Annotated in this window: 23 protein-coding genes; 6 read left to right on the top strand and 17 right to left on the bottom strand. The window is 60.1% G+C overall.

What is annotated here, in order from left to right:
- Positions 1–115 precede the first annotated feature (115 nt).
- Positions 116–352, top strand: a complete 237-nt coding sequence (locus AO240_RS20075; RefSeq protein ID WP_058411636.1) for a DUF2789 domain-containing protein — start codon at positions 116–118, stop codon at positions 350–352.
- A 6-nt stretch (positions 353–358) separates the two neighbouring features.
- Here the strand turns inward: AO240_RS20075 and AO240_RS20080 are convergent, their stop codons facing one another.
- From AO240_RS20080 to iolC, 15 genes are all read right to left on the bottom strand, one after another.
- The gene (locus AO240_RS20080) at positions 359–562 is read right to left on the bottom strand and encodes a hypothetical protein (protein WP_099238637.1); all 204 of its coding nucleotides are present in this window, start codon (positions 560–562) and stop codon (positions 359–361) included.
- Between the two features lie 115 nt (positions 563–677).
- Positions 678–2360: a methyl-accepting chemotaxis protein gene (locus tag AO240_RS20085; protein ID WP_371918662.1), complete on the bottom strand. Its 1683-nt coding sequence runs from the start codon at positions 2358–2360 to the stop codon at positions 678–680.
- Positions 2361–2456: 96 nt separating this feature from the next.
- Entirely contained in the window at positions 2457–2861 is a 405-nt protein-coding gene (locus AO240_RS20090; protein WP_058411639.1) for a TraR/DksA C4-type zinc finger protein, read from the bottom strand.
- Between the two features lie 371 nt (positions 2862–3232).
- Positions 3233–4255, bottom strand: a complete 1023-nt coding sequence (locus tag AO240_RS20095; RefSeq protein WP_024076018.1) for an ABC transporter permease — start codon at positions 4253–4255, stop codon at positions 3233–3235.
- Between the two features lie 58 nt (positions 4256–4313).
- Positions 4314–5867: a sugar ABC transporter ATP-binding protein gene (locus AO240_RS20100; RefSeq protein ID WP_099238641.1), complete on the bottom strand. Its 1554-nt coding sequence runs from the start codon at positions 5865–5867 to the stop codon at positions 4314–4316.
- Positions 5868–5934: 67 nt separating this feature from the next.
- Positions 5935–6870, bottom strand: coding sequence for a sugar ABC transporter substrate-binding protein (locus AO240_RS20105; protein ID WP_099238643.1), 936 nt, complete (start codon positions 6868–6870; stop codon positions 5935–5937).
- 48 nt (positions 6871–6918) lie between these two features.
- Positions 6919–7104: a hypothetical protein gene (locus AO240_RS29050; RefSeq protein WP_082648980.1), complete on the bottom strand. Its 186-nt coding sequence runs from the start codon at positions 7102–7104 to the stop codon at positions 6919–6921.
- Positions 7105–7231: 127 nt separating this feature from the next.
- On the bottom strand, positions 7232–8260 hold the full coding sequence (locus AO240_RS20115; protein WP_099238645.1) for a Gfo/Idh/MocA family oxidoreductase: 1029 nt from the start codon (positions 8258–8260) through the stop codon (positions 7232–7234).
- 26 nt (positions 8261–8286) lie between these two features.
- Positions 8287–9147, bottom strand: coding sequence for a sugar phosphate isomerase/epimerase family protein (locus tag AO240_RS20120; RefSeq protein WP_058411644.1), 861 nt, complete (start codon positions 9145–9147; stop codon positions 8287–8289).
- 301 nt (positions 9148–9448) lie between these two features.
- Positions 9449–10474, bottom strand: coding sequence for a Gfo/Idh/MocA family protein (locus AO240_RS20125; protein ID WP_099238647.1), 1026 nt, complete (start codon positions 10472–10474; stop codon positions 9449–9451).
- Between the two features lie 19 nt (positions 10475–10493).
- The gene (iolD, locus tag AO240_RS20130; RefSeq protein WP_099238649.1) at positions 10494–12425 is read right to left on the bottom strand and encodes a 3D-(3,5/4)-trihydroxycyclohexane-1,2-dione acylhydrolase (decyclizing); all 1932 of its coding nucleotides are present in this window, start codon (positions 12423–12425) and stop codon (positions 10494–10496) included.
- Between the two features lie 149 nt (positions 12426–12574).
- Complete coding sequence (locus tag AO240_RS20135) at positions 12575–13396, bottom strand: TIM barrel protein (protein ID WP_099238651.1); 822 nt, start codon at positions 13394–13396, stop codon at positions 12575–12577.
- Positions 13397–13421: 25 nt separating this feature from the next.
- The gene (gene iolB, locus AO240_RS20140; RefSeq protein ID WP_099238653.1) at positions 13422–14210 is read right to left on the bottom strand and encodes a 5-deoxy-glucuronate isomerase; all 789 of its coding nucleotides are present in this window, start codon (positions 14208–14210) and stop codon (positions 13422–13424) included.
- A complete protein-coding gene (gene iolE, locus AO240_RS20145; RefSeq protein WP_099238655.1) occupies positions 14210–15100 on the bottom strand; it encodes a myo-inosose-2 dehydratase in 891 nt (296 codons plus the stop codon). The genes iolB and iolE overlap by 1 nt, the downstream gene beginning before the upstream one ends.
- Before the next feature lie 46 nt (positions 15101–15146).
- Positions 15147–17084, bottom strand: a complete 1938-nt coding sequence (iolC, locus tag AO240_RS20150) for a 5-dehydro-2-deoxygluconokinase (RefSeq protein ID WP_099238657.1) — start codon at positions 17082–17084, stop codon at positions 15147–15149.
- 284 nt (positions 17085–17368) lie between these two features.
- Between iolC and AO240_RS20155 the strand changes: the two genes are divergently transcribed.
- On the top strand, positions 17369–18289 hold the full coding sequence (locus AO240_RS20155; RefSeq protein WP_058411651.1) for a MurR/RpiR family transcriptional regulator: 921 nt from the start codon (positions 17369–17371) through the stop codon (positions 18287–18289).
- 270 nt (positions 18290–18559) lie between these two features.
- On the opposite strand, the gene AO240_RS20160 is transcribed toward AO240_RS20155, so the two are convergent.
- Positions 18560–19465, bottom strand: a complete 906-nt coding sequence (locus AO240_RS20160; RefSeq protein ID WP_099238659.1) for a hypothetical protein — start codon at positions 19463–19465, stop codon at positions 18560–18562.
- 409 nt (positions 19466–19874) lie between these two features.
- Between AO240_RS20160 and AO240_RS20165 the strand changes: the two genes are divergently transcribed.
- Positions 19875–20558: a response regulator transcription factor gene (locus AO240_RS20165; protein ID WP_003173528.1), complete on the top strand. Its 684-nt coding sequence runs from the start codon at positions 19875–19877 to the stop codon at positions 20556–20558.
- On the top strand, positions 20536–21927 hold the full coding sequence (locus tag AO240_RS20170; protein ID WP_099238661.1) for a HAMP domain-containing sensor histidine kinase: 1392 nt from the start codon (positions 20536–20538) through the stop codon (positions 21925–21927). Before AO240_RS20165 ends, AO240_RS20170 begins: the two co-directional genes overlap by 23 nt.
- A 219-nt stretch (positions 21928–22146) precedes the next feature.
- On the opposite strand, the gene AO240_RS20175 is transcribed toward AO240_RS20170, so the two are convergent.
- A complete protein-coding gene (locus tag AO240_RS20175; RefSeq protein ID WP_099238663.1) occupies positions 22147–22563 on the bottom strand; it encodes an SRPBCC family protein in 417 nt (138 codons plus the stop codon).
- A 250-nt stretch (positions 22564–22813) separates the two neighbouring features.
- On the opposite strand from AO240_RS20175, the gene AO240_RS20180 reads away from it, so the two are divergent.
- Positions 22814–24958, top strand: a complete 2145-nt coding sequence (locus AO240_RS20180) for a TonB-dependent siderophore receptor (RefSeq protein WP_099238665.1) — start codon at positions 22814–22816, stop codon at positions 24956–24958.
- 294 nt (positions 24959–25252) lie between these two features.
- A complete protein-coding gene (locus tag AO240_RS20185) occupies positions 25253–25924 on the top strand; it encodes a LuxR C-terminal-related transcriptional regulator (RefSeq protein ID WP_099238667.1) in 672 nt (223 codons plus the stop codon).
- Positions 25925–26259 lie beyond the last annotated feature (335 nt).

The raw sequence follows: 26259 nt of genomic DNA on the forward strand, positions 1-26259 counted from the left end.
AGAACACTTCATCCGATCGAACACTTAACCCAATAGAACACTTAATCCAATAGAACTATGCCGTGCCCCAAGCCTCACATGCACAAGACCCATCAACCTGCATGGAGAACCCAATATGGACGCGCCAATCCCTACGCTTGAAACCCTGTTCGAACAGCTCGGCCTGGACTCGACACCCGAGGCAATCGACGCATTCATCGGCGCCCACCCGTTGACTGAAGACGTGAAGTTGATCGATGCGCCGTTCTGGACGCCGCAACAAGCGGCGTTTTTGAAAGAAGAACTGCGTGACGACGCCGAATGGGCGATCCCCGTCGATGAGCTGAACCAGCGCCTGCATCAGCCACACTAAGCCGATTTAATGCAGGCTGTCTGACTGCTCCAGTTGCATCATGGATTCCCAGGCCGTTCTGCACTCCTCTGCTTCATCGCGGCTGGCGAAAGCCGTGCCGCGTTGCTCGCCATTCAGCAGCACTACCCAGCAAGCCTTCTGCCCAAGCGCACGCAACGCTTGCGGTACGCCACTGCCGATCATCACCGCCACATCGACTTTGTTTTGCATGGAGCCTCTCCGAAAATTTAGTTAGCCTGCTAACAATAATTGCCATGTTACGGTTTTCCAGCCCTCGGAAAAAGCTATCGGCTGAATAGCTCCATTGCATAAACAGCAACAATCCCTAGCGTGCACTCCTTGCTTCTTCCGGTTTATAGCCCAGGCGCAACCCGCCCCAATGCCGCCCCTTGACCATGATCGGCACTGACAAATCGTGCATCAGCTCGCCGGTGTCGCGGGTGTAGGTTTGCAATAACACCGCTTGCTGATGGCTGCCGCAACGAATACCGGTGCGGTCGTCAAACTTGCGCTTGGTGCGGTTCTGTAACGCGTCGGTTTGCGCATCACCGGTCAGCGCATGAGAGAACGCCTTGTTGTGCGTCGGCACGTAGCCCTGCGGCGTGCAGGCAATCGCAAACACCAGCCCTTCGTGACGCGGCAGCAGCGCCTCCTGGATCGCCGGCAACACTTGGTCGGTGTAGCCATCAAACCGTGTGTGATATTTGCTCGGGCGAGTATTCGGGATCAGCGTGTAGCTGCGGTCGAACAAGTCATCCAGGCTGATACGGTTTTGCAGTACATCGGCCTCGAACTGTTCGGCAATACGGCTGGCCCCTTCGCGGGCCAGGTCGTAGATGCGCTGGTGATAATCATCCAGCCCGACTTCCGCCAGGCGTTCGCTGATGGTTTCTGCCTGCGCTTCCATTTGCACCGCGACGTCAGCAAGTTGGCGGGTCTGCTGGTCGCTCACCGACAAATCGCTGCGCATCTGCTCTACGGCATGGAACAGGCTATCGAGCTGCGCACGGTTGGTGTCGGTGCCCTGCGCAATTTCATGCATCTGCCCTTCCACATCCGCCGCCAGGCTGGCAATGCTCTCCAGGTGCTCGCCGGCGTGTTCGACCTGCTCGACGCCGAGGTGCAGGTCCGTCGACAGTTGGCGAATTTGCTCCACCACTTGCGCGGTGCGTTGCTGAATGTCGGCGACCATCACCCCGACTTCATCGGTGGCCGTCGCCGTACGGCCGGCCAGGCCACGCACTTCATCGGCGACCACCGCAAACCCGCGCCCGTGCTCACCGGCGCGCGCCGCCTCGATGGCGGCGTTCAGCGCAAGCAAGTTGGTCTGGCTGGCGATGGACTGGATCACCAGGGTCACGCGCTGGATTTCTTCGCTGCGCTGGCTCAAGGCCTCGATCAACTGGCGGCTGGCATTGGCGCGCTCGCTGAGCTGGTGCATGCGGGTGATCGACTGGGCCAGTACTTCACGCCCCTGCGTGCTGCGCTGATGGGCTTGGCTGGCCGCGCCCAAGGCTTGGCGGCCAAGCTGCGAATTGATCTTTTCGGTGCCAATCATGACTTCGGCGCTGCTGACGATTTGCTTGGCCGCACTCAGTTGCGACTGCAACCGGGCCGCCAACTGCTTGACCGAATAAGCCACGCCCGCAGCGGACAGCGCGTTGTGACTGGTGGTGTAAGAAAGGTCGCGGGTCAGTTCGCCAATCGCATCGACGGCCGGGGATGGCACGGCGCGAGGCGTTCGAGACCTGAGGGAAGGGAGCCAGATCACCAGCAAGGCCAGTGGCAGGCAGAGGTACATCGGCAAGCCGGCAAACGTCAGGCCCGGCAGTAAAACCGCCAAGGCGATGCTCTGCACAAGCGGCGTCAGCCAGCCGGGCAGCACGCGCACCACCGTTTGCGGCGGCACTGCTGCGCCCATCAGAGGTCCGTCTCCAGCCATTGTCGTCACCCCACTGCTTGTCGTTATTGTTCCTGCATTAAACGCCACTATTGGGCCATTATCCATGGGCCTTTAGTGGGGTAACGTGCAACGAACAATAAACAGGCGGGGTAAACGGTATTTCTTTGAGCGCCGTCTGCACGGCGCTCAATTTTTACGGCATCACGCTTGACGCTGGTGCTTGTCGATCTGCTCGTGGCGCTCTTGCGCTTCGATGCAGTACTTGGTGGTCGGGCTGATCAGCAGGCGCTTGAGGCCGATAGGCTCGCCGCTGTCGTCGCACCAGCCGAAGGAATCTTCCTTGATGCGTTCCAGTGCACGCTCAAGCTGCGGCAGCATACGCTGGTCGCGGTCGATGGCATTTACCAGCCAAGTGCGTTCTTCTTCCACGGAAGCAGCGTCAGCCGGGTCAGCCGGGGTGTCCAGGCTTTCAATGGCGATGCGGTTCTGTTCAATGCGGGCGTGGTGTTCCACTTTCATGTCTTGCAGCAACTGCTCGAAAAAAGCGTGCTGTTCGGCATTCATGTAGTCATCCGCCGGCATGGCCAGCAACTTTTCCTTTGTCATTTATATCTCTTAAAAAATACGTGCATTAAGGCGAATAAGGGAGCGTTCCGGCAGGCCTTTGCTGGTCTCGGAAGGGCGCCGTCCATTTCAAGCGCCACTCGGCACTCAATTTACGAGGGGCGGCAGTCTAAGGCCGACTTGAGGGCTCAGCAACTGAAATGACAGGCATTTTTCCCAATTAACCCCCAAAAGCACCAGGACGGGCTTGGCGAATGGTTATCGGAGTGTGTTTATAGCAGGAAAGTTCGGAAAGCAGATATAAGCGGCAAGCTGCAAGCGACAAGCTGCAAGCCAGTTTTGCTTTACGGCTTGAGGCTTGTAGCTTGTAGCTTGTAGCTTGTAGCTTGAGGCTTGCAGCTTAAAGCTGCGCTTTAGCGCTTAAGCTTGCGCTTGTTGCGATACTGGTCGATCACTACCGCGACCACGATGATCAAGCCTTTGATGATGTCCTGGATGTACGCGTCCACACCGACAAAGGTAAACCCGCTGGCCATCACGCCGAGGATCAGTGCACCGATCACCGTACCGGTGATGCGCCCTACTCCGCCGGCCAGGCTGGTGCCGCCGATCACCGCGGCGGCAATCGCATCCAGTTCATACGACATGCCCATGCCGGCCTGGCCGGTGGCGGCGCGTGCCGATGCCACCACACCGGCGAGGCCCGCGAGCAAGCCTGCGATGCTGTAAACGATGATCAGGTGGCGCTTGACGTTGATGCCCGAGGTGCGCGCCGCCTGCATGTTGCCGCCGATGGCGTAGGTGTACTTGCCGTATTTGGTGTAGCGCAGGGCAATGTGGAAGATCACCGCCACCACCAGGAAGATGATCACCGGCATCGCGCCGTGGCCGATCGCCGTGTAGGAGTCCGAGAGCATGCTCACCGGCTGGCCTTCGGTGTAGTAACGCGCCAGGCCACGCGCCGAGACCATCATGCCCAGCGTTGCGATAAACGGCGGGATGCCGGTGACGGCGATGATGCTGCCGTTGATCGCCCCCGCCAGCAGCCCGACGCCAAGGCCCATCGCCACCGGAATCCACACCGGCAAGTCAGTCAGGCTGGGAAACACCGCCCGCGAAAAATCGGAAGTCTGTGCCAGGCTCGCAGCGATCATCGCCGATAACGCGAGTACCGAACCGGATGACAGGTCGATACCGGTGGTGATGATCACTTGCGTCACGCCGATTGCCAGCAGGCCGATGATCGACACTTGCAGGATCATCAGCACCAGCCGCTGCGAGTTCATCAAAAAGCTCTGGTCACGCACGATCCAGCCGAACAGTTCAAACACCAGGCCGATGCCGATCAGTACCAAAAAGATGCTCAGTTCGGTCGGCAAGCGCCGACGGTGCTTGACCGGTGCCGTGGCCGGCTTGTTGTCTGTTATTGCGTTCATAGCCAATCACCTTCTTATTCTGTGGCACGGGCCAACCGCAGGCCCGCGCGGCGGTTCGTCAGTGGACTGCGGACATACCGGACGCCAACTGCATGACTTTTTCCTGGGTCGCCTGCGCACGGTCGAGGGTGCCCATCAGCTCACCCTCGTGCATCACCATCACCCGGTCACTCATGCCCAGCACTTCGGGCAGCTCGGAGGAAATCATGATCACCGCCATGCCTTCGCTGGCGAGGAAGGCAATCAAACGGTAAATCTCGGCCTTGGCGCCCACGTCGATGCCACGGGTCGGCTCGTCGAGGATCAGCAAGCGTGGGTTGGTCATCAGCCAGCGCGCCAACAGGGCTTTTTGCTGGTTACCACCGGACAAGGTGTCGATGCACTGCTCAAGCGAAGGGGTTTTCACCCGCAGCTTCTTGCACATGTCTTCGCACAGCGCGCGCAGGGCTTTCTGCTGGATAAAGCCATTGCCGGAGTAATGCGGCAGCACCGCCATTTCCATGTTTTCGAGTACCGACAGGCACGGGAACAGCCCGCTGAGCTTGCGGTCTTCGGTCAACAGGGCAAAACCCTTCTCGATGGCCATGTGCGGGTCGCTGATGCGTACCGGTGTACCGTCGAGGGTGATATGCCCGCTGCTGCTGGGGGTGATGCCAAAAATGGTTTCCGCGACGTTGGTGCGGCCCGAGCCCATCAAGCCTGCAATGCCAAGAATTTCACCGGCATGCAGGTCAAACGACACGTCCTTGAACACGCCGTCCAGGCACAGGTCGCGCACCGACAGCAACAGCTCGCCGATGGGCGTCTCGCGCACCGGGAACAACTGGCTCAGTTCACGCCCCACCATCATTGAAATCAGGCTGTCGCTGTTCATGCTGTCGGCGCGCTGCAAGCCGATATAGTGACCGTCCCGAAACACCGCCACTTCATCGGCGATGGCGAACACTTCATTCATTTTGTGGGTGATGTAAACGATGCCTTTGCCTTGCGCCTTGAGGTCGGCAATGATCGAAAACAGGTGGGCCACTTCCTTTTCGGTGATGGCCGAGGTCGGCTCATCCATGATCAGGATGTCAGAGTCGTAGGACACCGCCTTGGCAATCTCGACCATCTGCCGCTCGGCGATGCTCAGGTTGCCGACGTGTTCCTCGGGGTCCAGGTTGATGCGCAAGCGCGCCAGCAACTCGGCGGTGCAGCGGTGCATTTCGCGGTGGTTGACCATGTGCAAGCTGTTGAGCTGCTCGCGGCCGATCCAGATATTTTCGGCGATGCTCATGTGCGGCATCAGGTTGAGTTCCTGGTGGATCATCGCGATCCCGGCCTTTTGTGCCGCCAGCGGTGTTTCAAATACGATGGGCTTGCCACGCAGGCGAATTTCCCCGGCGTCGGGCTGGTAGATACCGGCGATGATTTTCATCAGCGTCGACTTGCCCGCACCGTTCTCGCCCATCAGCGCCAGCACTGAACCTGGGCGCACGCGCAGTTGCACGTCGGCGAGGGCCACGACGCCGGGAAAGCCTTTGCTGATGTTGACGATTTCCAGCAGGTAGGGTTCTTCCAGCGGCATCGGCTGCACACCGGGCGGCTGCGAGACAGTGGCTTGCGCAAGCATAGGAGGTACTCCATCAGCAGAGCGACCGTGCGTGGCCGCCCTGCCCGTTTATTGTTGTTATGAAAGGCTATTTGAAGTCTTTGACGTTGTCCGGGGTGATCAGCCGGAACGGAATAATCACGTTCTGCTCAACCGGCTCGTGCCTGGCCATCTTGCGCGCGGCTTCAACCGAACCGATCGCTTGGCCCTTGGCGTCCTGGAAGGCCGACACGGCCATGTCGCCCTTGGTAATCGCGTTCAAACCGTCGGGCGTGCCATCCACCCCCGCAATCAATACGCTGCCAGGCTTGGTGCCTGCCGACTTCAGGGCCATTGACGCGCCGATAGCCATCTCATCGTTGTTGGCCACCACCGCATTAAATTCACGCCCCTGGGTCAGCCAATCGTTGACCAGGGTCATGCCTTTGTCACGCAGCCAAACGCCGGTCTGCTCCTGCTCGATGGTGATGCCGGGGTATTTGGCCAGCACCTCCTTCACGCCCTTGGTGCGGTTGGTGGTGGCGTTGTTGGCGAGGTCACCGAGCAGGATCACAATCTTGCCCTTGCCGTCGAGTTTTTCGGCGATGTACTGCATTTGCAGGCGACCGGCTTCAATATCATCCGAGGTCACGGCGACCACGCCCTTGGGCAAATCTTTCTGATCGGGGCGGCGGTTGACGAACACCAATGGAATGCCGGCCTTGGTCGCGGCATTGATGATGTTCTTGGTCGAGGCGGTATCGACCGGGTTAATGATGATGGCGTCGACTTTTTGGCTGATAAAGTTCTCGACCTGGCTCAGTTGCTTGACCACGTCGGCGCGGGCATCTTCAAACTGCAGTTGCACACCATCGCCTTTGGGATAGGACTTGGCTTGCTTGTCCATGTCCTCGCGCAAGTAGGTCAAAAAGGTGTCATCGAAAGCGGACATGCTCACGCCCACCTTGATGTCGGCGGCGCCGGCAACGCCGCTGGCAAGCAGCATGGACAAGGCCAGCGCGGTAAAACGGATCGGGGTCTTCATGAACGGTCTGTCTCCACATTATTGTTGGTTTTTTCGACGTTGCGTTTATCAGAGCGGGGCGTGCGAAGACGGTAATCGAACGATCGGTGCGCCTGGAATGCAGCAGACCAGCGCGCCCTGGTTTTCGACGCACAGCACATTAAGGAAGGAGAAGTAGAACGGCCGGGCGCGGGGGAGACCGCGTGGCGCTTGGGCAGGGCGTAAAACTCGCAGTACAGCGTTGAAGATTTTCATCTGACGGTACCTGGTTGTTTTTGATCTTGTTTTTGTTGAGTCGCGCGAATCGAGTTCGAACGTACTTTATGCAACCTGGAAAAGACTTTATTGGAAAATAATTTCCATATCAACCTATTTTAGAATTTTATTCTATTTTTGTAGAAACCACCTGCTGGCGCTCATTACTGAGGCGTGCGGCGTCCAATATACGGGTGGTTTCCAGCGCATCACAGGCGTCTACCGGCAGCGCGCCTTGCCCGTGTACAGCACTTTGCAACTGGCGATAGAACTGCGTCCAGCAACCTTTCTCGGACGGTATGCGCTCGCGCTCTGCGCCTTGCTCAAACCAGCCCCAGCGCCGATGTTCTTCTGCGCCCCAGTGCTCGCCCTCGGTTTTCGGCGACTTGCCGGCCATCAGCGCGTCTTCCTGACCGTCGAGGCCCTCCACCGTGTAGCACCCCAGCGTGCCGCTCACGCGAAAGCGCGGGCCCTGGCTGTTTTGCAGCGCACTGCCCCACAGGTGCGAAATCACCCCGTTGGCGTGGGTCAGCGAGACGAAAAAAGCGTGGTCGAGGGTCGGGTGTTCGGCGCTGAAGTGCAATTGCGCGAACACCCGGTCTACCGGGCCGAACAGTTGCAATGCCTGGTCCACCAAGTGGCTGCCGAGGTCGCGCAGCCAGCCGCCACCGCTGGCATTACCCACCGCTTGCGGGTTGAAGCGTTCGACACGTGACTCAAAACGCGTGACGGCGCCCAAGGCACCGGCGTCGATCAGTTTGCGCAAGGTCAAAAAATCCGAGTCCCAGCGCCGGTTCTGGTAGACGCTGAGCAGCACGCCCTGGCGCTCGGCGGCGGTGATCAAGGCTTGGGCCTGCTCGGCGTTGCTGGCGAAAGGTTTGTCGCTGACCACCGCAACCCCATGCTCGATGGCTTCCAGCACCAGCGCCGGGCGGCCTTTAAGGGTGGTGGAAATCACCAGGGCATCGACACCCGCCGCGACGATCTGGGCGATTGAATCAAAAGCCTTGAGGCCTGGGTGATCAGTCGCCAGTTGTTGACGCCGCTCGGGCGAGCGCGTTACCACGCCAACAAACGTTGCGCCTGCCAGGGTGGCTATCAACGGTGCGTGAAAAAACCGGCCACCGTGGCCGTAGCCGACTAGTCCGATTCGCATACATTCCCCTTATTTGAATTAGAGCCTTACTGGCACAGCTCACGGGTAACCCGCTCCAGCATCATTCGGCTGGATTGGTCCGGCCGGTCTTCCCAGGCGAACACCGAGACGGTGGCGATGCCGTCGAACTTGATCTCGCGCAGGGTGCCGAAAAACGCGTCCCAGTTGACCTCGCCCTGGCCGATGTCCAAGTGCTGGTGCACGGTCGCAGTCACGCCCGGCGGGTTGACGATATAACGCAGATTGGACGACGCGCGATGGTTATACGTGTCGGCGATGATCAGATGGCTTAGCTTGGAACCGGCGTACTTGAGCATTGCGGCAATATCGCCTTTGCCATCGTCATAAAAGAACGTGTGCGGCGCGGCGTAGAGGTAGTTGATCCAGTCACGGTCGAGGCCGCGAATAATGTCCACCGACTCGTTGTTACGCTCGCAAAAGTCGTAGGGGTGCGCCTGAATATCCAGCTTGACGCCCTCGCGTTCGAACTCCGGCATCAGCTCGTCCATCGAGCGCATGAACTGGTTTTCGCAGACCAGCGGGTTGTCGGACTGGCCGGTGAATTCGGTATTGACCAACTCGCAGTCCATTTCCACGGCGATCTGGATCGCGCGTTTCCAGTTGCGCACGGCGGCCACACGCAGCCCCTCGTCGGCAGCGGCCCAGTGGTACATCGGCAGCAGCGAGGAGAGTTGCACGCCGGCATCGCTCAAGGCCTTGCGAAATTCCTTGATGCGCGCACGGTCGACGCGCGCCGCCTTGTAGAACGGCAGGAAGTCTTCGCGCGGTGACAGCTCGATATGCTGGTAGCCAAGCTCGGCGGCCTTGTCGACCATTTGGCCGAGCGGCAAGTGACGGTACATATAAGGATCAAGTGCGATACGCATGTTCAGAACCTCCCGGATCTGCTGTTGGAATGCAATCAACTCTGGGAGAGGCTTGCTCCCGATAGCGGTGGGTCAGTCGAAAAATGTGTGACTGTTATGCCGCCATCGGGAGCAAGCCCCCTCCCACACTGACCGAGTTCCGTCAGTGGGTTGGGTGTTACGTCGTGGCAAGTGACGGTTAAGGGTCAAGTGCGATACGCATGTTCAAAACCTCCCGGATCTGCTGTTGGAAGCAATCAACTGTGGGAGGGGGCTTGCTGCCCCCTCCCACACTGACCGCGTTCCGTCAGTGGCTTGGGCGTTAGCCGTAGAAGTGCGGGCGTGGTGGCAGGCTGACTTTTACGATCTGCTCGCTGCTTTGCGCTTCAATGCACGCGTCCGCCGCCACCGCTGCGGCAAACCCGTCCCAGGCGGATGGCCCACCGACCTGGCCGGCGCGCACGGTGTCGATAAACGCCTGCAACTCAACGTCATACGCGCCGATAAAGCGGTCTTTCCAATCCATCAAAATCGCATTCGACAGCTTCGCCTCGCTGCGCAATTGCACTTGCGAAGGCTCCGGCAACTTGGCGATGCCTGTCTCGCCGACCACCTCGCACTGAATGTCGTAGCCGTATTGGCAGTTCACAAACACTTCCACATCGATGCGCGTGCCCTTGGCGGTTTCCAGCAGCACGATCTGCGGATCACGCAGGTGCGCCAGGGCTTTGCTGGTCTTGCGCGGGAACACCACTTGCACCGATACATAATCGTCGTTGAGCAACCAGCGCAACACATCCAATTCGTGGATAAGCGTGTCGGTGATCGCCATGTCGGTCTTGTAGTTCTCGCCCACGGTCGGGTTGCGGTGCGCGCAGTGCAGCATCAGCGGCTCGCCGATCTGGCCACTGTCGATCACCGCTTTGAGCGCGCGATAACCGTGGTCATACGGGCGCATGAAGCCTACTTGCACCAGGCGCTTGCCGTGCGCCACCTCGGCGTCGACGATCTTGCGGCAGCCCTCAGCCGTCACCGCCAGCGGCTTTTCGCAGAACACCGGCTTGCCGGCGGCAATGGCGGCGAGCACGAATTCTTCGTGGCTCGGCCCCCAGGAGGTGACCAGAATCGCATCCACCTGCGGCGAATTGATCAGCGCGTGGCCGTCTGCATATACCTCCGCGCTGAGCTGCAAATCGGCAACCACCTTGGCCGCTTGCTCAAGGTTGATGTCGGTCACCGCCACCACCTGGCTATTGAGCAGGGTCTGGCTGCAACGTCGAATATGGTCACGGCCGATAGCGCCCGTACCGATGACGCCCAGGCGCAACGAACTTGATTGAAAAGACATACAAACACTCCTCTTGTTATTAGTACTGCCGAGCCTTGGCCAGGCGTTCATTGAGTTGTTTGGCCACCGCGTCAGTCCGCGCGCTGGTAGAGACTTGCGCCACACCGACCCGCCACCACGACAGGTATTTGTGGATCATGGTTTTGGGCAGCACTTTGATATCGATCAGCGTCGACACCGTTTGCGTGCGCGCATCGGCCAGCGCCGCGCGCAGTTGCTCGACGTTGCTGACTTTATAGGTCTTGCAGCCATACGCCGCCGCGCTCATGGCGAAATCCACCGGCACGAAACCACCGTCAAGCTTGCCGGTTTGCGGGTTACGGAAGCGGAACTCGGTGCCGAAGCTGTCCATGCCGTGTTCCATCTGCAGGTTGTTGATGCAGCCAAACGTCATGTTGTCGAGCAGCACCACATTGATCTTGCGCCGCTCCTGAATAGACGTGGCCAGCTCCGAGTGCAGCATCATGTAGGAGCCGTCACCGACCAGCGCGTAGACCTCACGCGCAGGTTCGGCGAGCTTCACGCCCAGTGCGGCGTTGACCTCGTAGCCCATGCACGAATAACCGTACTCGACGTGGTAGGTATTCACGCCTTTGCTGCGCCAGCTGCGCTGCAGATCACCCGGCAGGCTGCCCGCAGCGGCGACAATGATCGCGTCATCCGCCAGGGTTTCGTTCAGCACGCCGAGCACGCGGCTTTGGGTCAGGCACGAACCGGTCAGCTCGATGAATTCGCGCAGCACGGCCGGGTCCATGTGGTCGTTGATTTCCGGTACAAAATTCTCGGCCTGGTAATCGGCCTGGTAGATGCGGTCCACCTCGGCATCCAGTTGCGCCTTGGCGTTACGTGGCTGGTCGCCCCAGCCCGAGCGATAGTCACCCAACACGTTCGCCAGCGCTTCCAGGCCCACTTTGGCATCGGCGAGTAACTGCACGCCGTCGAGTTTCAGCGCGTCGCACGGGCTGATATTAAGGTTGAGAAACTGCACCTCAGGGTGTTTGAAGAGTGACTTGGACGAGGTGGTGAAGTCGGTGTAACGCGTGCCGATGCCGATAATCAGGTCGGCCTCGGGCGCCAGCAGGTTCGCGGCCAGGCAACCGGTTTCGCCGATACCGCCGAGGTTTAGCGGGTGGCTGGAGACCAGCGCACTTTTGCCCGCCTGGGTTTCTGCAAAAGGAATCTCAAAACGCTCGGCGAAGGCTTGCAGGGCGGCATTCGCACCGGCGTACTTGACCCCGCCGCCGCAGATAATCAGCGGCTTGCGCTTGCCCTTGAAGGCTGCCAACGCATCGCCGAGCATCGCTTCGGTGGGCGGGCGCCGGTCGATACGGTGCACACGTTTTTGCAGGAAGTAGTCGGGATAGTCCCAGGCTTCGGCCTGCACGTCCTGCGGCAACGCCAGGGTTACCGCGCCGGTTTCCGCTGGGTCGGTCAGCACGCGCATGGCGTGGATCGCAGCGGTCATCAACTGCTCGGGGCGGTTGATGCGGTCCCAGTATTTGCTCACGGCGCGGAAGGCATCGTTGGTGCTGATGCTGAGGTCGTGGAACTGTTCGATCTGCTGCAGCACCGGGTCGGGCTGGCGGCTGGCGTAGACATCGCCCGGCAACAGCAATAACGGAATGCGGTTAGCCGTGGCGGTCGCCGCCGCGGTCAGCATGTTCGCCGCACCCGGGCCAACCGACGAGGTGCACGCATAGATTTTGCGGCGCAGGTGCTGCTTGGCAAAACCAATCGCGGCGTGGGCCATGCCCTGCTCGTTACGGCCCTGATGCACCACCAGGTCGCCACTGTCCTGTTCCAGCGCCTGGCCCAGCCCCAGCACATTGCCGTGGCCGAAAATCGTGAATATGCCGGCGACAAACTTGCTCTGCACGCCATCCACTTCGATGTATTGATTATCCAAAAACTTCACCAGGGCCTGGGCCATGGTCAATCTTGTCGTGGTCATGTTCGCACCTTGTATGAATGCAAATCCGTCGATCAACAGTAATCCAATGTGGGAGCGGGCTTGCTCGCGATTGCGCTGTATCAGTCACCTGATTTATTTACTGATGCACCGCTATCGCGAGCAAGCCCGCTCCCACAGGTTGGGCGACGTCAGGTTCGGGAGCGTTGCAGGTGGGCGATACTTGCGCCAATGGCCTGCTGAATATCGGGCAGCGCGTGCACGCTTTCGGCAAACGGTTCGAACGACAGGTAGCCGTTGTAGCCGGTGCTGAGCAAGGTGTCGATTTGCGCTGCATTGCCGAGAATATCGCCCTCGCCCACCAGCACGCGGTGGCCGTCGCGAATCGAATTCAGCGGCGCGGCGGCATCCTCGACGCCGGAGATATGCACCAGCCCGGTCAGTTCCGGGAAGAACTCATGCTCGCTGGCCAGGTGATGGTGGAAGGTGTCATGCACCAGGCGGAACACGTCCAGGCCGCCAATCGACTGGATCGCGTCGACCGCCACGCGCTTGCGGCGCAGCGCACATTCTTCAAAGCCCAAAGGCTCGATAAACCCCAGAATGCCGTGCTCACGCAGGATCGGCGCCAACTCGCTCAACGCGGTGCGCAAACCGGCGGCGCGCTGGGCTTCGGTGCGCGTATCACCACGCTCGTTCAGCGGGCACATCACCAGGCCTTGCGCGCCGCATTCACGCGCATAGCTGGCGAGGTTGACCGCTTGCGCGCGGCGTTCGTCGTTCCATACATCAAACGGGTACAGCGCGTTGATCGACAGCACGCTGATACCCTGCACCGCGCACAACTCACGCACGCGGCTGGCCGGGGTGCCGTATTCGATTTGGTTGCCTTTGAGATCATTGCGGATCTCGATGGCGTCGCATTTGAGGGCCACCGCCAACTCGATGAAATCCGGCAAGGACAGGTTGGGCGCGACCATACGGTTAAGGGCAAAACGTAGCGGCGACTTCATTGTTATTGTTCTCCGTTCAAACCAGTTAGAGGTCCAGCAGCCAGCTATGCTGCGGGTCGTTATGGAAATGCCAGGCGCGCGTTGGCCCGGCCATCACGTTCAGGTAATAAGACTCGTAGCCGTACGGCACGCTGACCGGGTGGTAGCCCTTGGGCACGACCACCAGGTCGCTGTGTTCCACGGCCATGGCCTGGTCGATGCTGCGGTCGTCGGTGTACACGCGCTGGAACACGAAGCCCTGCGGCGGGTTGACCTGGTGGTAGTAGGTCTCTTCAAGAAAGCTTTGATGCGGCAAATCGTCGGTGTCGTGCTTGTGCGGCGGGTAGCTCGACGAATGCCCGGACGGCGTGCGCACTTCCACCACCAACAGCGAATGCGCGGGCTCGCTGTCGGGCAAAATGTCGCACACATAGCGGGTGTTGGCGCCTTTGCCGCGCACGCTGCGCTTGCAGTCTTGCGGGCGAATCAAGCGGGGTTCGTAGCCCGCTGCACCGGGCGCGGCGCACACGGCTATTTGCACGTCGCTCAAGGCCGTAACCTCGGCATCGGTGCCCTGCGGCAGGTAGGCGGCGAAGGGTGATTTATCTTCGAACACCGACTGGCGATCACCGAGGTTTTGCCAGTTGAAGCCCTCGCCCTGAATATTCACCCGGCCGCTGAGCAGCACCAGGCACAGCTCTTGATCGCCTGCGGTGACCGGCAAGGTTTCGCCGAGGCTCAAGCGGTAGGCGGCAAAACCCACGTACTCCAGGCGCCCGGCTTCAAGCGCGACCATGGTTTGCCCGCGTTTGCTGCTTTTTACCAACAAGCTCATCACTTAGTCCTCTGGTTGAGCAGCGCCCGCAAAGTCTCATAGCCTTTTTTCGCATAGGCATAGCTGGGCGCCACGGCAGGGTCTTGCTCGGCTTCGACCACCAGCCAGCCGCTGTAATTGGCGGCCAGCAATACGTCGAGCAACGCGGCAAAGTCGATGTCGCCATCACCGGGCACGGTGAAGGTGCCGTTGACGATGCAGTCGGGAAAGCTCCACATCTGGTTGCGCGCGAGCTGCACCACAGGTTTGCGCACGTCCTTGAAATGCACGTGGCAGATGCGCTCGATATGCCGGCGCAGCACCTCGATAGGTTCGCCGCCGCCCATGTAGCAGTGGCCCGAGTCAAACAACAAGCCAACTTCCGGGCCGGTACGGCGCATCAGTTGGTCGATGTCTTCCGGGGACTCAACGTAGGCGCCCATATGGTGGTGATAGGCCAAACGCACGCCTTGCGACAGCGTGAAGCGCGCCAGTTCGGTGAGTTTGTCGGCGTAGTCCTGCCAGGCGTGTTCGCTGTGAAAGCGCGGGCGTTCGATCAGGCGAACGTGTGAACCCTGGATCGAGTCGGCGACTTCACCGTACACCAGCACGTTGGCGCCGTTGTGTTTGAGCAGCTCGACGTGGCCGGCGATGGCCTCGATTTCTTCGGCCACCGAGCGCTGCGCGAGGCGGCTGGAGTACCAGCCGGAGACCAGCGCGAGGTCGTAGGGGCGCAACACATCCCCAACGCCTTTGGCGTCTTTGGGGAATTTGCCGTTGAGTTCAAAACCTTCGTAGCCGATGTCCTTGCCTTCGCTCAGGGCGGTGCTCAGCGGCGTCTCACCGCCCAGTGCCGGCAGGTCGTCGTTACTCCAGGAGATCGGGTTGATGCCAATTCGGATTGCGGGCATGGCTGCACCTTTTTGTTTTTATCTGACTTAAGATGTGGACCGGTGTCTAGCTTCGAGCGCTGCGCCAGGCACTGATGAGCTGTTCAAAGGTAGCCTGCACGTGCTGAATCAGCCGCTCATCATCGATCTCCCCGGCCATCCACGCGCGGCTCGGTTCGTGGAAGATCGTGCGGCCCACGGCAAACCCTCGGCAGGTACTGCTCTGGCTGGCTTGGCGAAACCCTTCGGCGAGGCATTCAGCCGAAGCGTTCAGGCCCAGCAACACCACGCCACGGCAATACGGGTCGCGCGCGTGGATCAGCGCGTCGAGTTTTTCCCACGCCTCAGCCGACTGCGCTTCGATCTTCCACCACGCCGGGTAGATGCCCAGGTTGTACAACCGCTTGAGGCTGCGATAGAGCACGTCGGGATAAGTCGACGGGTGATCCTTGGGCGGGATGACTTCCAGCAGCAGTTCATGCCCGCTGACCAGCGAGGCCTCGTACACCGCCTTCAGTTGCGCTTCTTGTTCCAGGCGCAGCATCGGCTCATCGTCCGGGTGAAATTGCACCAGGCACTTGATGATCTGCTCCTGCGGCCAGGCGATCAGGTTGCTGCCAATCGAACGGCCGTGTTCAAACGCCAGCGGCCGAGAGTTCTGCACTTCTACCGGGCGCGCGATCCACCAGCCACGACCGCTGGCGGCATTCAGCGCGTCCTGACCAAAACGCTGGTCGGCCAGCAGGCCCACATCGGCTTCAACACCCTGCTCGCGCAGCTTGCTTTCAACACGTTCGATGGCCTGAATAAACAACTGCTTGATGTCGCTGATGCGCGCCGGGGCCTGGCCGCCCTTTTGCGCCAGCTCCACCAGTTGCCAGCGGTGGTCGAAGGCAAACACAAACAACTGCTTCCAGCTTTTGCGCGGCACCGTGACGCGGTGCAGGCGCTGCAGGGTTGCGTCCTGGTCAGGCCGGGTGATCGGCACCGGGCTGTTGAACAGGTAATCCAGTTCGGCAGGCGTGGGCATGGCCGGCGCACACGCATGGCGCGACACCACCAGGCCGCCGCAGGCATTCGCCAGTTGGCTGCAGCGCTCATCGTCGGCGTCATTCAGCCAGCCACTGAGAAAACCCGACATGAATGCATCGCCGGCACCCAGCACGTTGAGCACTTCAACGCGCACGCCGGGGTACATCGCGCCGTCTTCCAACCGCGCGGGAATCGCGCCGTGGAGCACCGTGCAACCCTGCGGGCCGAGCTTGACCACCAGCGTGGCCGGGGTCAGTTCGCGCACGGTGCGCAACGCGGTGAGCAAGTCTTCACTGCCGCCGGCGATCAAAAACTCTTCTTCGGTGCCGACGATCAGGTCGAAGCGCGGCAGGATTTTCTGCACATGCTGGCTGACGTTCTGGTCGGCGACGAACCGCGTTTCGCCATCCGCCTTGCCCGCGAGGCCCCACAGTACCGGGCGGTAATCAATATCCAGCACGCGTTTAACGTTGTGCTTGGCGGCGTAGTCCAGCGCCTTGATGCTCGCGGCGTAGACGACGTCGGTGGAGAAATGCGTGCCGGTGATCAGCAAGGCTTTGCTGGAGGCGATAAAGGCTTCGCTGATGTCTTCGGCGCGCAACGCCATGTCGGCGCAGTTTTCGCGATAGAACACCAAGGGGAAAGTTTCGCGGTCTTTGAGGCCCAGCAGCACCAACGCGGTGAGGCGTTCCGGGTCGACCTTGATGGCGCTGACATCGCAGCCTTCGCGGGCCAGCGATTCCACCAGGAAGCGGCCCATATGGTCGTCGCCCACGCGGCTCAACATCGCCGACTTAAGCCCCAGCCGCGCGGTGCCGAAGGCGATGTTGGCGGAGGACCCGCCGAGGTATTTGGCAAAGCTGGTCACGTCCTCAAGCCGCGCACCCACTTGTTGTGCGTAGAGGTCGACGCCCAGGCGCCCGAGGCAAATCAGATCCAATTGACGCCCACTGGCAAAACGAGTCTGGCCCATGCTGGCTCCTGTTATTTTTATCAGCCTGCGTGGTGCCACCGTGGTGACGGCACACGCTCTTGGTGACAGCAGACTAGAACGTTCAGCGGCGCCAATCAATATTTATTCCATAATTATTTTTAGTGGAATATTTTTTCCAATACCTCGGCATAATGGCAGGCCAGCCCGGGTGGATCGTTTCAGCAGGCCACCCGCGCCGTGATGCCGGGGTATTTTTTTGCGCCTACCCTGTAGACTTGCGCCCATTATCAGCGCACCAGAACAACCCGTCAGAAGGATTGCCCATGCCCAGCACCGATCAGCCGGCCACGCCCGAGACCACCCAGCAGGACGCTCTCGCCAGCCCCCCGATCAATGCCGAGCGCTTGTTGCAGCTGATCACCGACGAATACGAAAGCCTGCCGCGACAGCTCAAACGCATTGCCAGCTACATGAGCCAGCAAAGCGACCGGATCATGGTCGACCGCATCAGCGATATCGCCCGCGAATGCGAAGTGCACCCGTCAGCCATCGTGCGGTTCTCGCAGCGTTTCGGCTTCAGCGGTTTCAGTGAAATGCAGGCGCTGTTTCGCGAGGCCTACACCCACAAAACCACGCCGGTGCAGAACTACCAGCAGCGTATTCGCAGCATGATCGCCAACAAATCGCAGAAGGCCAGTGGCGGCGACCTCGCGCGCGAGTGCGTCAACGCGACCCTCTCGGGCATCGAACGCCTAGGGCTGGAGCTGGATGACGTAGCCTTTGAGAAAGCCGTGGACCTGGTGGTCAACGCCGACAATATCTACGTGGTCGGCGTGCGCCGTTCGTTTGCGGTGGCCGACTACCTGGTCTACAACCTGCAACACACCAACAAGCGTATCCACCTGATCTCGGGCCTGGGCGGCAGCTACCGCGAGCAGATGCGCAGCGTGCGCGCGAATGACCTGGTGATTGCGATCAGCTTTACGCCCTACGGCAAAGAGACCCAGCACTGCCTGCGCATCGCCCAGCACCATCAGGCTAAAACTTTAATCATTACCGACAGCAACTTGTCGCCACTGGCCAAGCGCGCGAATGCGGTGTTGTTGGTGAATGAGGGATCATCGTTTGCCTTCCGCTCGTTGAGCGCCACCTTGTGCCTGTGCCAGGCGCTGTTTATTGCGGTGGCGTACCGGTTGGAATTGAAGGTGGATGAGATTCACGAGCAGGTCGGGTTTGACGATTGATGCTGTGCCAGTTTTGGGGCCGCTGCGCAGCCCAACGCGAGCAAGCCCGCTCGCCACAATAGCCAGCCCGCTGCGGGGGCAAAAAAAAGTGGGAGGGGGCTTGCTCCCGATAGCCGTTGCTATCGGGGGCAGCCCCCTCCCACATTGGACCGAGCGAGGCCCGGGTTTAGTGCATGAAGATCGCGATCAGGATGATCAGCGGGATTGGTATGCCGAGGAACCAAAGCAGTAATGAGCGCATGATGTTTTCCTTAAATTAGGGGCTTGGAATTAACGGGTAAAGTGTTCGGTTTCGACATACACCACGGCATCGCGGCGGCGACCGCCGAAGGTCGCAGCGAAGCTTGCGAAGAACGCACCGATCAACAGCGCAACGAAGGTCCACAGCGAGGTGTAAGCAGCGACTTTCGCAGCGGTATCGGCGGCTTGCTTGGCTTTAAGCTTGGCGTCTTCGATGGCTTTTTTGGCATCGCCGTACACCTTGTCAATCCGCGCTTCGGCATCCGCCTGGCTCAGGTTGGTGCGCTGGCTGATCAACTGGGCCAGGTAGGTACGGTCTTCAGCGGCCAGTTGGCCATCGTTGCTCAGGGTGCGCGTGAAGATACGCGCCACTACACCGTGCACAGCGTCATCGCTGACGGCGGCTGGGCGGTCATCACGGAACAGGCTGTCGACGTAGTAGCCGAAGTCGCCACTGTTGGCGCCTTGAGCGGCACTGCCGGCGGCTTGAGTGAGGCCACTGGCGGCGCTTGAAGCAACGCCGGCACCGGCTTTGACGCCGCCGCTGACCACACTGCTGACCGAACCGACTACCAGTACTGCCGTAACCAGCGTGGCGACGGCCCAGGCGAGGAAACCGTGCGCAGTGTCGCGAAAGTACACTTCATCGCCGTGCATATTGGCCCATTTCACGCGCAGACGACCGGCGATGTAACCGCCCAAGCCGGATGCAACGATCTGGGTGAATGCCAGCCAGATAATCGTGGAAATGCCAAGGCCCTTGGCGCTGATGCCGCTGTCGGCCCATGGCGATACCGCGGAAAAGCCCAGGCCGAAGCCGAGCAATACCAGAATAAGCGACAATGCGGCGGCCGCTGCGGCGCCAGCAAAAATCGCCCCCCAGAAAACCCCGGAGTGCGTGCTCGACTCTTGTAGCGTGGATGATGAGGTGATCATTGTTGTTTTGCTCCCGGCAGGAAAAATAGTGTTACAAGTCTCAAAAAGGACAGTGCAGGCGGCGTGCCAGCCGGGATCAAAAATAAAATCGTTGTATTTCAATAAGTTAAGTAAATTGAACTTAGTTGAACCATGCAAGATGCAAGAAATGCCTGATCGGAGCGGGCGTTATGCAATCTCGCTGCGTCGGTAAATAGAACATCAGATCGTTCCCACGCTCTGCGTGGGTAACGCTCCGCGTCAGCCTCTATCATTGGACGCAGAGCGTCCGGGGCGGCATCCCCAGGCAGAGCGTGGGGACGATCCTGTGTAGCGGTTTTGCCAAGATGAAGTTTAATTTAGGAAGCGTTCAGGGATTTATTGGCAAAATGCACTCACTTCTAGTGTGAATCGCTCACCAGGTAATCCTATGACCCGTATTTTGACCATCGAGGATGACGCCGTAACGGCCCGCGAGATCGTCGCGGAGCTGAGCAGCCATGGACTGGACGTAGACTGGGTAGACAACGGCCGTGAAGGCCTGGTCCGCGCCGTGAGTGGTGATTACGACCTCATCACCCTCGACCGCATGCTGCCCGAACTCGATGGCTTGGCCATCGTCACCACCCTGCGCACCATTGGTGTGTCGACGCCGATCCTGATGATCAGCGCCCTCTCCGACGTCGACGAGCGCGTACGCGGCCTGCGCGCCGGCGGTGACGACTACCTGACCAAGCCGTTCGCCTCGGATGAAATGGCCGCACGTGTCGAAGTGCTGTTGCGGCGCAAAAGCACGGTCAAGGAATTCGAAACCGCCTTGCGTGTGGCCGACCTCGAACTGAACCTGATCAGCCGCGAAGCCAGCCGCGCCGACCAACCGCTGACCTTGCTGCCCACCGAATACAAACTGCTCGAATTCTTGATGCGCAACACCGGGCAGATCCTCTCGCGGATGATGATATTCGAGGAGGTCTGGGGGTATCACTTTGACCCCGGCACCAACTTGATCGACGTGCACATCGGCCGCCTGCGCAAAAAAATCGACCCGCCGGGCCTCACGCCGCTGATTCGCACGGTACGAGGTTCCGGTTATGTCATTGCTGAACCCCTCTAAAGGCTGGCGTTCCTCCAGTAGCCGCTTGCTGGCGCTGTACAGTTCGCTGTTTGTAGCGTGGAGCTGCATCCTCATGGGGGTGCTGTACTACGAAGTATCCGGCTACTTGAGCGACTTGTCGCGCCACTCGCTGCTGCAGCGCCAGCACTTGTTCCAGCGTTTCGACGGCGAAGAACTGGTGGAAGCGCTGACCACCAGCATGACCTTCGACATGAAGGGCGTAGACGCTTACGGCCTGTTCGACGAGCAATTTCGCCCCATCAGCGGGCCGATCCGCGCGGTGCCGCCCGATTTGCCGCTGGACGGCAAGATCCACGCGCTGGCCAACTGCGTCGACTCCGACGACCCCAAACTGCCCAAGGACAGCTGCGACGCCGTGGCCACTCACACCGAAGACGGCCGCTGGCTGGTACTGGTGCGCGCCAACGGCTCATTGTTCGGTGTGACCCGCATTATCTGGCACGCGCTGTTGTGGGCACTGTCGCTGACGATTATTCCGGGCGCTGCTGGCTGGCATTTATTACGCCGCCGCCCGCTGCGGCGTATTCGCGGGATACAAGCCAGCGCCGAGGCAATCGTCGCCGGCGACCTGACTCACCGCCTGCCGCTGTCGGACCGGCGTGACGAACTGGACATGCTGGCGGCGATCGTCAACGCCATGCTCGACCGCATCGAGAAGCTGATGAACGAGGTCAAGGGTGTGTGCGACAACATCGCCCATGACCTGCGCACACCGCTTACGCGTTTGCGTGCGCAGTTGTATCGCATCAAGCAACAGGCCGAGGAAAACTCGGTATACGCGGTAAAACTCGACGATGCGATTGCCGAAACCGACACGCTGATGGCGCGCTTTCGCGGGCTGTTGCGCATCTCGGAACTGGAAGACCATCAGCGCCGCTCAGGCTTTTTGGTGATGGACCCGCTGCCGCTGTTGCGCGAGCTGCATGACTTCTACCTGCCTTTGGCGGAAGAAGGCGAATTGCAGTTGCTGCTCGAAGTGCCCGAGTCGCTGCCATGGATCACCGGCGACCGCGCGCTGTTATTTGAAGCGCTGTCGAACCTGTTGAGCAACTCGATCAAGTTTTCGCCAGCGGGCGGTGAAGTGATCTTGCGCGGGGTCAATGATGCCGGCAGCACGCGCATCGAAGTGCACGACTCCGGCCCGGGCATTCCGGCGGCGGAGCGCGATGCGGTGTTCCAGCGTTTTTATCGCGTGGATGAAAGCGACCAGCAAGGCGGCTTCGGTTTGGGGTTGTCGATTGTGGCGGCGATCATCAATTTGCACGGTTTCAAGCTGGTGGTCGGCAGCAGCCAGCGCGGCGGTGCGCGCCTGGTGCTGGAATGCCGGCAGCAATTGATGCCCGAATAGACCAGGCTTGAGTGGTTAAAGCAGATCAAAAAGGGCTTTTGTGGGAGCGGGCTTGCTCGCGATTACGGTGTGTCAGTTGAAAATACTTATCTGACACACCGTAATCGCGAGCAAGCCCGCTCCCACAGTTTGAATGCATTCTACTGGGGAGATTGGGTCGACTTTCAGGCCGCCTCAACACCCAAGGCACACACCTGAGCCTCCTCCCACACCGGCCTGTCAAGCCGGGAAGTTGGCGCGCAATGCTTCAAGCCCGTCGCTGTACACGCCGGTAAACAGCGTTTCTACCTGCTCATCAGTGGTGCCCGGCGCCGGGCTGAACACGCCGGACCAGGTGACTTTCGCCGACGCATCGGTCAAGGCTTCAACCTGCACCGTCGCAAGGTAGGCACTGACCGGAAACGGTGACTGCTCAATCGTGTAGCTGTAGCTGCGCAACACGTTATCAAAGCTCTGCAAACGCTCGACGATCACACTGCCATCCGCGGTTTCCAAATGGCGCACGCGGCCACCGTCGCCCGCCTCGCTTTTGACGATTAACGGCAGCCAGTCCGGCAGCGCGTTGAAGCCGCCGATCAATTGCCAGGCCTGTTCGGCCGACACCGGGATTTCAATCACAGCAGATGCTTTTGGCACGGTAAATCTCCAGAAACCGAAGGAAAACGTTGCCCAGCCTGCCACGCTCAGCGCATCAATGCATCAACTCTGTGGGCGGCGGCGTGCTGCCGCTGGCGGCGCCACCGTCGATAATCCTGGCGGCTGACACACGGCTATCGGGAGCAAGCGCCCTGCCACATTAGCCCGAGCCGTGATTCAAGACCTTGTAAAACCGCACCGTTATGCCTAGCTTATGCGCCCCCTGCCCTGCGCTTTAAGGCCTTGCCCCATGGTTTTGCGTTTTCGTCCCGTCGTCACGTCACGTTTCGCCCTCGGCTTGCTGCTCAGCGGCGGCATCGGCAGCAGCCTGGCGGCTGAAATTGAACTGCCGGCGGTGCAGGTCCAGGGTCAGGATGACGCAGGTTACCGCGCAGGCAGCGCCTCGGTCGGCGGCTTCAATGAAGCGCCGCTGTTGGACACGCCAGCCTCGATCACGGTGCTCAACGCGGCGCTGATCAAGGACCAGCAAGCCCGGTTGCTGAGTGAAGTGCTGCGCAACGATGCCTCGGTGGGCGACAGTTACGCGCCCATCGGCTATTACGAAAATTTTGTAGTGCGCGGCTTCTCGCTGAACGCCGCCAGCAGCTACAAGATCAACGGGCGCACCATCACCGGCGAACAGAACGTCGCCCTCGAAAACAAACAGCAGGTCGAAGTGCTCAAGGGCCTGGCCGGTTTGCAAAGCGGTATTTCCGAGCCGAGCGGCGTGATCAACTACGTGACCAAGCGCCCGGAAGACGTACGCTCGGTGACGGTGTCGAGCGATGCTCGCGGCAGCGCCTACATCGCCACCGATGTCGGCGGCTGGTTCGGCAGTGAGCAGCAGTTTGGCCTGCGCGCCAACGTGGCGCATGAAGACCTTAACGCGTATGTAGAACATGCCAACGGCCAGCGCGACTTCGTGTCGCTGGCGTTCGACTGGAACATCAGCCCGGATGCCGTGCTGCAACTGGATGCGGAGTACCAGACACGGCAGCAGCGCTCGGTGCCGGGTTATCAGTTGCTCGGTGGCACCGACGTACCGCATGACGCGTCGCCGAAAAAACTCTTGGGCCACCAGAGCGGCACGCATCAGGTCGGCATCGATTCGCTGAACCTCAACGGCACGTTTGAATACCGCTTCAGCGATCAGTGGAAAGGCAGCGTGAGCGCGGCCCGCAGCAAAGTGGTGATCGACGACTACAGCGCGTTCGCCTGGGGTGGCGACACCCGCGGTGTCGGCAACTACTTCAGCCCCGAAGGCAACTACGACATCTACGATTACCGCAGCCCCGACGACACCCGCCGCGACGATGAAGTGCAAGCGGCCATGACCGGCGTGTTCGATAGCGCAGGCCTGGGCCACGAATTAACCTTCGGCACCAGCGCGTTTCGCCGGGTGATCGACAAGCGCCTGGCGCTGAATGAGTGGGTCGGCAGCGGCAATATCGATACCGACGCGCCGACCTTCACCCCCACCGACAAGCCGCTGAACGACAGCCACCGCAACCTCGACAGCCGCCAGTACGGGGTGTTTGTCACCGACCGCATCCGCTTCAACGAGCAATGGCAAACCATCCTCGGTGGGCGCGAAGTGCGCCTGGATGAGCAAGCCTTCGACAGCGATGGCAATCAGGCACGGCACACCCGGCAATACGCGTTTTTGCCGCAGGCGGCACTGATCTATAAACCGCTTGAAAATATCTCGCTGTACACCCGTTACAGCAAGGGCTTGTCCTTGGGTGGCACGGCGCCGTGGTACGCCAGCAACCCCAATGAAACGCTGGCGCCGACCACATCACGACAGCTCGAAGCCGGCGTGAAGTACGACTGGCGCCGCATGAGCTTCGCCGCCGCCGTGTTCCAGACCCGCCAGGCCTATCAGTACGCCAAGCCGGACGGCGCCGGTAATTTCACCTACGTGCAACAAGGTGAGCAAAAAAACACCGGGCTCGAAGTGTCGGCCAACGGCTGGGCCACTGACCGCCTGCAAATCTCAACCAGCGCGGCGGCGATTCGTGCGCGGGTCAGCGACAGCGGTACGCCCGCGTACGAAGGCCATCAGACGATCAACGTGCCGACCTTTCGCGCCAGCGTGTACGCCGACTATGCGTTGCCGTGGGTGAATGGGTTAGCGGTGCTGGGTGGGGTGCAATACAGCGCCAAAAAGTACGCCAACCGCACCGGCAATGTGCAGGTGGGCGATTATGCCGTGGTGAACCTCGGTGGTCGCTATACGACCAGGTTTGACGGCCATGAAACGGTGTTTCGCCTGAGCGTCGACAACCTGTTCGACACACGCTACTGGCGCGATGCGGGTGAGTATATGGGCGATGACTATTTGTTCCAGGGCGCGCCGTTGACAGCGCGATTGAGTGCGTCGGTCAACTTCTGAACCTGGGCTATGCGCACACCGTCAACCAGGCCACCAAACTGCAACACACCGTGTGAGATAAGACCTGGGCCGCGCCTTGAGCATGGCCAAACCAGCGGTAAGACCGGTCCGACCACCTTTACACGTTTGTTTATATGATTTATTTCCAGATTGGATCCCCCTCACCCCCCAATGCTGTACTAGCATACGTCTCAGCGGGAGAGATCACCTCTCCAGGTTATTACCCTGGTGACCCATGTCAAATCCCGTTGCCACAGGCTTGAACACTCACACTCGAATTTCATGGATGAAACGATGAACTCACACCTGTTCCCTCATATAGGGAAGGTCATTGCCAGCACCGGAAGTCGCCATTTTCCGCGCATGCTGCATGACCTGATCCTCACCCAACTGGCAGTGGACGCCACCCATATCACGCAAATGCGAGTGAACGCCAAAGGGCACACCCGACGCCGCATCAGCCCGGTCTACACCGATTCGGCGGTGGCGCTGGGCGAAGAACAACCCGCCGCACAATTGCACCTTACCCGCCGCAAAGACGACCTGCGCTACGTGCTGTCGGTGTACCGCTCGCACCAGTCACAAAGCTTTTCGCCGCAGGAACGCAGCATGCTGCAGGACTTTTCCACGCTGTTGCTGCCGATGGTCGAAAAACACATCACCGCGATCCAGCCGTCCCGCCAGAACAGCGACGCGGCGATAGCCAAAAGCCAAGGCATCGAAACCCTGCGTCGGCGCATTGAAGAACGCCTGGTGCAGTCGGGGCTGACCCTGTCCACCCGTGAATTTGAGGTGTGCGTAGGCCTGCTGGGCGGGCTCACCGGGCCGCAGTTGGCGGAGCAACTGGCGCTGAAGGTCAATACCGTCGAGAGTTACCTCAAGCGCGCGGCGATCAAGCTGGGGATCAGCGGAAGGCATTCGTTGTTGCGGTGGATGTATGCCACGCAAGAACCGCTGAATCTGTAAAACCGTATTTGATAGAGGCGGAAGCCGGCCCAATCCCACAGGCAGAATCTGGTCAACCTGTGGGAGCAGGCTTGCTCGCGATTACGGTGTGTCAGTTGAAAACTACTTATCTGACATACCGCAATCGCGAGCAAGCCCGCTCCCACAAAAAGCAAAAGCAGGTCTGCTGTGTATGCAAAAGCCGCCTTTGATAGAGCGCAAGCCGGCCCAATCCCACGGGCAGAATCTGGTCAAACTGTGGGAGCGGGCTGAACTGGCCTAATGATCCCGGACACCTCTTAAGGGCGATATGATTCGCCCAATCAGGAGGTTCCATGCAAGAACGAAAGACCTAC

This window comes from Pseudomonas sp. ICMP 460, from assembly GCF_002723595.1.
Classification (GTDB): Bacteria; Pseudomonadota; Gammaproteobacteria; order Pseudomonadales; family Pseudomonadaceae; genus Aquipseudomonas; species Aquipseudomonas kitaguniensis.